4 protein-coding genes are annotated in these 7840 nt (G+C 35.5%); all 4 read right to left on the bottom strand.

Translation table 11 applies throughout. The annotated features are described in order from the left end of the window. Window positions 1-36 precede the first annotated feature (36 nt). Window positions 37-1287 carry a hypothetical protein gene (locus FJR06_RS23095; RefSeq protein ID WP_168652340.1) on the bottom strand — a complete coding sequence of 417 codons (1251 nt, stop codon included), beginning with the start codon at window positions 1285-1287 and terminating at the stop codon, window positions 37-39. An 84-nt stretch (window positions 1288-1371) separates the two neighbouring features. Further along, complete coding sequence (locus FJR06_RS23090; RefSeq protein ID WP_051155259.1) at window positions 1372-2196, bottom strand: hypothetical protein; 825 nt, start codon at window positions 2194-2196, stop codon at window positions 1372-1374. A gap of 409 nt (window positions 2197-2605) precedes the next feature. Beyond that, window positions 2606-4783: a DEAD/DEAH box helicase gene (locus FJR06_RS23085; protein WP_015083677.1), complete on the bottom strand. Its 2178-nt coding sequence runs from the start codon at window positions 4781-4783 to the stop codon at window positions 2606-2608. 334 nt (window positions 4784-5117) lie between these two features. Continuing rightward, the gene (locus tag FJR06_RS23080; RefSeq protein WP_015083676.1) at window positions 5118-7745 is read right to left on the bottom strand and encodes a trans-splicing intein-formed DNA polymerase III subunit alpha N-terminal partner DnaE-N; all 2628 of its coding nucleotides are present in this window, start codon (window positions 7743-7745) and stop codon (window positions 5118-5120) included. Between the last annotated feature and the right edge of the window lie 95 nt (window positions 7746-7840).

The following is a 7840-nucleotide window of genomic DNA, read 5'->3' as shown; positions in this document are numbered from 1 at the left end:
ATCTTCCAAATGCTTCGCCCCTACTGACAACTGACTTTATTTTTTCACTAAAATATAGGCATTTGTATATTCAGGTAATTTTTGAATATATTGCTCAAAAGCTCTTTCACTGGTGAAAGTTCCTGCTAAAAAATCAAGTTGATAAAGATTAGGTAAAAATGCTCCACCTGTATCGGCAATTATGCCCATTTTTAAACGTTTCTGTCCACTCTGATTATCTTCAATGACAATTATTCTTCCTAAACCAATATTGAGAACATCCCCAGCAAATGTTACTCCTGGTTTAATGGATATTTTGGCATCTATTTTATATCCATAGCCTTTAATTGCATCAACTTCTTTAAAATACCAATAACGTGTTTGTGCAGTTGCTTTTAAGCCCCGAATATAGGACATTCCATTATTTCTATCTACGTTTAAAAACTCTTTAGTTCCATCTGTAAAATTAACTAATACTGTTCCCTGCATGAGTGCTGCTTCTAAACCACTGCGAGTTAAATAAGCAATTGGTTTAACTTTACCAAATTCTTTACCTCCAGGTTCATAAATACCTGATAAAACATCTTGTTTTGTATATTGGGTGTAAAATTTTTCTTGGCTTACTTCTTCGTTAATAGCGTAGATTGGCGTATTATATGTAGAAGTTTTTTGTCGAGAACCGGGATGAATAAAAGCTGCATATTTAGTAATTCTTAATTGTTTCTGCTGCGGATTTTCTGGGTTATGAGCAGACCATTTAATTACGCGAAAATTGGCGTTAATAAAGTTAGGATTTTGTAACCGAGTTGTTCGCTTATTAGAAATGTCTTCTTCTAAGACGACAATCATAAAATCTAATGTTTTCAGAATATCTTTAACGGTAACTCCTTGAGTTACTAAGATGCCTGTGCGTTGAATATCGGGATCTTCTTGAGAGTATTTCTGAAAATATTGTCTAGTATTTGTGAGTACGGTTAACAAATCAGCTTGATGAAAATTTATGGGATTATTTGGTAATTTCCCTATTTTTAATACTTGATTAGAATTAACACTATATTGATATTTTCGCCATTCATTGATGACTGAATAAAATATAGATTTATCATTATTTTTGACATTTATATTAGATATTTTTTGCGGAGATATATCATGAGTAAATCCTTTAGTTGGAGAATTTACTATTTGGGATAATGATAAATTTTTAACAATCTGTTGTTGTTGAATTGGCTGTTTATTAAGAAAAATCACTACTAATAAGCTAGTAATAAATACTGTGACTTTTAATTTTTGATTAAAGAGGATACGCATAATTCATGAAAATAAACAATGATTACCCCCCATTTTAGCATTCTCAGAATTATTGACAATGGGAAATCTGCCCAATTAAGATGATTAATCATTCATTTCTTTTAAGGTAGCTAATGCTGAAGGTGATAAACGACTAAGATACCGGAATATCCAATATTTAACTATAGTGTCTAAAATTACAGGAAATGTGGCAATAAACATAAATATATAATTTCTACTCGCGGGTAAACCTAAGTGTTCTGCAAATCCTTCCAGAATTATTTCCCAGCCATGTGGTGAGTGAAAGCCTACAAATACATCTGTAGATAAGATAATTAAAAAGGCTTTAGCACTATCGCTTAAACCATAAACAATTTGATCTACAAAGTGTTGAAGAGAAATAATATCTTTGGCACTAAAAACAATTACTAATGCAAAGGTAATTAATGCTATAATGTCTGCAAATATATTACTAATAGCGTTAGCACTTTTATCTCGAAATTTTGCTGCTAGTTCTATGGCTTTTTCTTTTATCTTGGATTCTACATTTTCTGGGGAATTTTTCCATTCTGAATCCAGAAGACTTTTAAACTTTAATTCTGCCCTAAATATTTTTAATTCATGAAAAGCTTCTTTCTCCATTTCCTGATTGAGAAAAATCAGGTGAGAGTTTTCAGTTCTCATCTTCTCTACTAAGGGAAGGATAAATATCCGCTTAGATAGTTGATGAGTGAGAAGGGGAACAATAATTAGCAGTAATAAGAATTTGACAGCTATAGTTGTCCGCTGTCTGGATATTTGATATTTTTTAATAAATTCTTGATCTGTATTCGGAGATATATCACTAAAAATTTTTTTGAAAGTTCTACCGATTGATCTAGGAAATATGCCAGTTTTTAAGAATGTAAATGGTTGTGATGGTTTTTTCACGATTAGATAAATCTAGTTTGAGATGAGATGTAGTCATCATAGCAATTCTTCCCTGATTGGAATCAACCTGATCATCCTACCTAGGAAGTTACAATTTGAGTTTGTTATTAAATAGGGGGTGCTGAAAAAGTTGTCTGTGAGGGCTAGGAGTCAGGAGTCAGGAGGAAGAATTAGAAGAAGAGAAGAATAGTATTGAATCTGGTCAAGTGATAGGTTTTTGCTGATTTCAACCCTTATTCCTTGCACCTGATTCACCTTTTTTACCTTCAAACTCTTGATATATCTCAGTTCTAGGTTTATTCAGCAGCCCCTAAATAACACTACTAGATGTTTTATACTCTCCAGTTTGCAAATGCAAGCTGGAGTTATACAGCATTGAATTTAATTACCTGATATTTTCGGATAGTGCTTACTCACTATCTCCAATATCACGTTTAGGTGGACGCTTGTAGGTAAAAGTAAAACTCTCTCCACTAGCTATGACCTTTCGCATTTCCTCATACATAGGATAACTACCAACACCGCTTAAATTAGCCCAACCTCGCGCCCTGGTTAAAGCCACAAATAACTGGTTGCGGAAATTCACATCATTTTCATTCCGTGCTACATTATCAAAACCCACCACATAAACCATATCCGCTTCATGTCCTTTAGCGCGAGTAATCCGTGATACCGTTACACCACCTTCGTGCCAAAATTTATCAGGATCATGATTGGGATATTGGGGAACTAAATCATTTAACTTTAAAGCTGTAGGGATATAAACATCAATGTCATATTCCATTAAAAAGCCAGCTATCTGGGTTTCTAATTCCATTGCTTCATAGGTAGATCCTAAAATTACTACTAAAATATCTCGGCTGGGGTTAAGTCCGTCATGGACAATATTGTGCATAATTTTCTCAGCCAAAGCCTTCATTTCTTCCTGACGAGAACCATAAGTTTCAAATTCTAATACAGGTTTTCCCCAGATTTCTGATATGGGATTTGGTGAGTTTTCTGGCGGACGGCGCAATGTAATTTGTCTACCAGAAATAAATTTACTATCGCCGACAACTTCATAACCAATTTCCTTCCATGCTTTTTGATTTGTGAGTCCTGTCAGCATTCCTTCTGGACGTAACAAACCCATACCAATAGCGTGAGCAGATGTGAGAATTTGACCTGGTGTACGATAGCAACGTCGCATAATTTCTGATTTTTTAATGCCACCTTTATAGCTACCAGTTACCGCCTTATTAAGATTAGTATCTATCCCAAATAATTCTGGCGCGGTAGGAATTTTTAAACTATCTAAACTTTGAGCTTCGTCATAAGCCCAAATCAAGCGTTTTTGTTCTGGGTGTTCAGAATCAGCAGGTCGTAAAGATTGATAAGCTAACCAATAAATAGCTTGTTTATCCTGATATTTTAAATCATCTTCGGCTACTAAATCTTGACCTTCATCAATTAAGATGGCATCAAACATTGGTTCAATAGTAATTTCTTCCAATAGCCGTTTACTTAAATCTATTAAACCTCGATTTGGCTGTCTTTCATTGGTGTTCTGTACAGTTCCTGGTCTTTTACCATGATGTTCACAAATAATGCGATATAAACCTGGTTGTTCCTTTGCTCCCCAAGCATGAAAGACTCGTAACTTCGAGTTAGTTTTGGGGTCATACTGCATTTCACCACAACTAAAACGCTTTATCCATTGGTCGAGTAAACCAGTTATTAAATCATATAAGGAACGGGTAAAAAATACTAAAGCAATATCCCAATCTGGATGTTTCAGGTGCATATGTGCGGCTTTTTGACATAGTAAAACAGTTTTTCCTGAGCCGGCAATACCGCGAATCCGTTGAGGTCCTGGGGGAATTTCTTTACCAATATGTTCTTGTTGTAAATCAATCTCATAGAGTTTTTCTCGTAAACTATCAATGACATTAGAACGGGTTTTCCCAGTGGTATTGACTTGATTTCGGGGAGGTTTCCGCAATACAGGTGTACCGCCTATCACTGATAATAATAATTCCCAATTTTTAGCTTCTAAATCTGCTCCAGGAATGACAATATTAGCTTGTTGAATTTGTTCAATTAAAGCAACTTTTCCTAATTGGTCTTGAAATATAATTGGCGGAATATCTGGTAATTGGTCAAAGCCTTTTTGCTGCCATTGTTCTGTGGTAATTTGCGGTAATGCAACTATGGCTCTACCATTAACTTTTCGCCAAAGTGCTGTTTCTCTATCACTATATGATATTAATGCTCGCAGTTGATGTTCTGCTTGTTGGTAGGGATTTATTTCTGTGGTATCAGTATTTTGCAATTGCCATTGTTGACCATTAATAGCGGCAATTTGGTCAATATTTATAGATTTGACTTCAATTACAACTACACCAAATTCTCTATCAACTATTAAGATATCCGGCTCTTTTCTAATTTCTCCAGCTTTGGAAAAAATGGGATAACGCCAATATCCAATGCAGTTTCTATCAGCAAAGGTACTACGGAAAGCGTCCCAAACCTTCTGTTCTCCGTCTTGATTTTTGATTGCTTCGGTGGTGATAAACTTGCTACCCTGTTCTTCTATGCCAACAGCCATTTTCTTTACCCGTCTAAAATGGTTACGTATTTTAAGTTACCATTACTAATGGGCTTTAAACCAGTGAGAATATACTGATATGTAATTGTATAATCAGTATGCTATGTATGTGTATATAGTTATATGTGGTTAGTTAAGTAGTTAATTTTTAACGAACCACAGAGGCACAGAGGGCGCAGAGGTAAATAAAGAAGAGATGTGAATACTGATCTTAAGTATTGTTGAGTCGGGTTAAGTTTGTTTGTTTTTTGAAGTATAAAAGTCAACAATTACATTTTGCAAGCTCCTACTCTCTGCGACTCTGCGCCTCTGCGTGAAAAAAAAATTCATCCTTTCATTCAGCAACACCCACTTGTAATAAATCTAATCCTTGGGCAAAAATCTCATCAATTGGTAACATTTGCCCGGCTTCAGTCATGAATTTATGGTCTTTTGTAGCGCGAATAATTGCCCCATTTTCTAACAAATATTCATAAACTTCTTGCTGTCCCCGATTATGCCATTGGGCAATTGATTGGGTGTAAAGCATTCCATTACTATCAATAGTATAAACTTTACATTCAATCTGTTTTTCGACAATTTCCCCAATCTCTAAAAACCCATATTCAACGGTTAAAATTTCTGTGTCATAACTTAAACAGTATTCGGCAAACTTCAACATATCCCCAAATAAATGTTCAGAAACTTGGGGTATTACACCATTTTTTGCCGAACCATCAATAAAATTTTGCTTTTGTTTCTCCATTTCTGATACTTTCTTTTTACCCATAGCCCGACGGAGTAAATCAGCTTGTCCTAAGCTATAACCAGCCATATCTTGAGCAATTTTCATAATTTGCTCTTGATAAACCATGATTCCGTAGGTTTCATTTAATATTGGTTCTAAAATTTGAGTATCATATTCAATTTCTTCTCGTCCATGTTTACGATTAATAAATTTAGGAATTAATCCTGCATCTAATGGTCCTGGGCGATAAAGTGCTAAAATGGAAGAAATATCTTCAATGTTTGAAGGTTTTAAATCTCGGACTATCTGTTTCATTCCTGAAGATTCTAATTGAAATATCCCTTCTAAATCACCTGCTTCTAATAGTGAATAAGCTTTAGCAACGTCTTTTGGTAAGTTAGTATGATCACCTTTAGCTAATATTTTTTGTGCTTTTCTTTCCTGTCCGGTAATTTCATCAGGATCAATTCGATATCCTTTACTTTGTTCAATTAAATCAATGGTTTTTTGAATTAGGGTTAAGTTCCGCAAACCCAAAAAGTCCATTTTTAATAATCCCAATGATTCCAAATCTTCCATGAAATATTGAGTAATTACAGAACCATCATTATTTCGTTGTAGAGGAACAAGTTCATCTAATGGTTCTGCGGAAATAACGACACCAGCAGCATGAACCCCGAAGGTTTTGTTAGTTCCTTCAATTCGCATGGCCATGTCAATCCAGCGCCGTACAGTGGGATCATTATCATATTTGGCTTTAAATTCTGGTTCGGGAGTTTCATCGGAAATCATCACTTTCAGTTTTGTGGGTTTACCCCGAACTACAGGAATCATTTTCGCCATTTTGTCAGAATCCCCATAGGGAATGTCTAACACTCTAGCGACATCTTTTAACACTGCTTTTGATGTCAGACGGTTAAAAGTGATGATTTGGGCAACTCTATCAACACCATATTTATTAGTTACATAATCAATGACTTGATCTCGTTTATCAATGCAGAAATCTGTATCAATATCCGGCATTGATTTGCGTTCAGGATTGAGAAATCTTTCAAATAATAAGCCATGATGTACGGGGTCAATATTCGTAATTTTCATGGCATAAGCTACTAAAGAACCTGCCGCAGAACCCCGTCCTGGACCGACGGGAATATTATTATCTCGCGCAAATTTGATGTAGTCCCACACTACTAAAAAGTAGGTGGAAAATCCCATTTGTTGAATCATTTTTAATTCATATTCCAATCTTTCTTTATAGACTGGATCTACTTCGTTGCGAGATTTGCGTTTTAATCTTTCTAAAAGTCCGTCCCAAGCAACTTCTTCTGCATAGGTATCTGCTGTATGTCCTGAAGGTATTTGGGGTGTGGGAATTTGGGGATCACCCATGATGTGATAAGGTTCAACTTTATCAGCAATTTCTTCTGTGGTGGCGATCGCTTCAGCAATGACATCATCGGGTAAATGGTCACGGAATAACTGGTGCATTTCCTCTGATGATTTGAGGTATTCTGTGCCGCTATATCGCATTCTTTTATCTTCGCTGATGAGTTTGCCGGTTTGAATACATAGCAAGGCATCATGGGATTCTACATCAAAACAAGAAATAAAATGGGAGTCATTTGTAGCAATAAATTTAATCCCTAATTCTCTGGCAATTTTGACAATTTCTACATTCACAATCCGGTCTTCTTGAGAACCATGATCTTGAATTTCTAAATAAAAATCTTCCCCAAATACTTCTTTATACCATTTAGCAACTTTTCTGGCTGCATCTGGCCGATTACTCAAAATTGCTTGAGGAATTTCTCCCCCTAAACAAGCGCTAGTAACTATTAAACCTTTACGATATTGTTTGAGTAAATCTTTGTTAATACAAGGACGGGAAAAAATGCCTTTACCTTGTACTCCTTGAAGATGGGAAATTGTGGTGATTTTAACTAAGTTTTTATAGCCTTGAGTGTTTTTGGCTAATACGACTTGATGATATTTGGGACGGCGTTCTTGTTTGTCAATATCACCGTTTAGGATATACATTTCGTTGCCAATTATTGGCTTTATAGTCTTACTGCGGCAGATTTTAATGAGTTCAACTGCCCCATACATGACACCATGATCTGTGAGGGCGATCGCTTTCATTCCTAATGCGATCGCTCGATCTACCAATTCTGGTAGTTGACTAGCACCATCAAGCAAGCTGTAATCACTGTGAATATGTAAAGGAACAAATGACATATTAGTATTTGGTAAAATAAGGGGATTTTAAATTAACAGTTTTTAGTTAATATCTTGTGCTGGGAAGGGAGTAATTAACCGAGTATGATATATCT

The organism is Dolichospermum sp. UHCC 0352 (assembly GCF_009711925.1).
Taxonomy (GTDB): domain Bacteria; phylum Cyanobacteriota; class Cyanobacteriia; order Cyanobacteriales; family Nostocaceae; genus Dolichospermum; species Dolichospermum lemmermannii.
This window is presented reverse-complemented; position numbering and strand designations above follow the sequence as displayed.

Bases quoted from the DNA above. Each gene is read 5' to 3' on its own strand.
- FJR06_RS23085 (WP_015083677.1), bottom strand. From the start codon at position 4,783: ATGGCTGTTGGCATAGAAGAACAGGGTAGCAAGTTTATCACCACCGAA.
- FJR06_RS23095 (WP_168652340.1), bottom strand. From the start codon at position 1,287: ATGCGTATCCTCTTTAATCAAAAATTAAAAGTCACAGTATTTATTACT.
- FJR06_RS23080 (WP_015083676.1), bottom strand. From the start codon at position 7,745: ATGTCATTTGTTCCTTTACATATTCACAGTGATTACAGCTTGCTTGAT.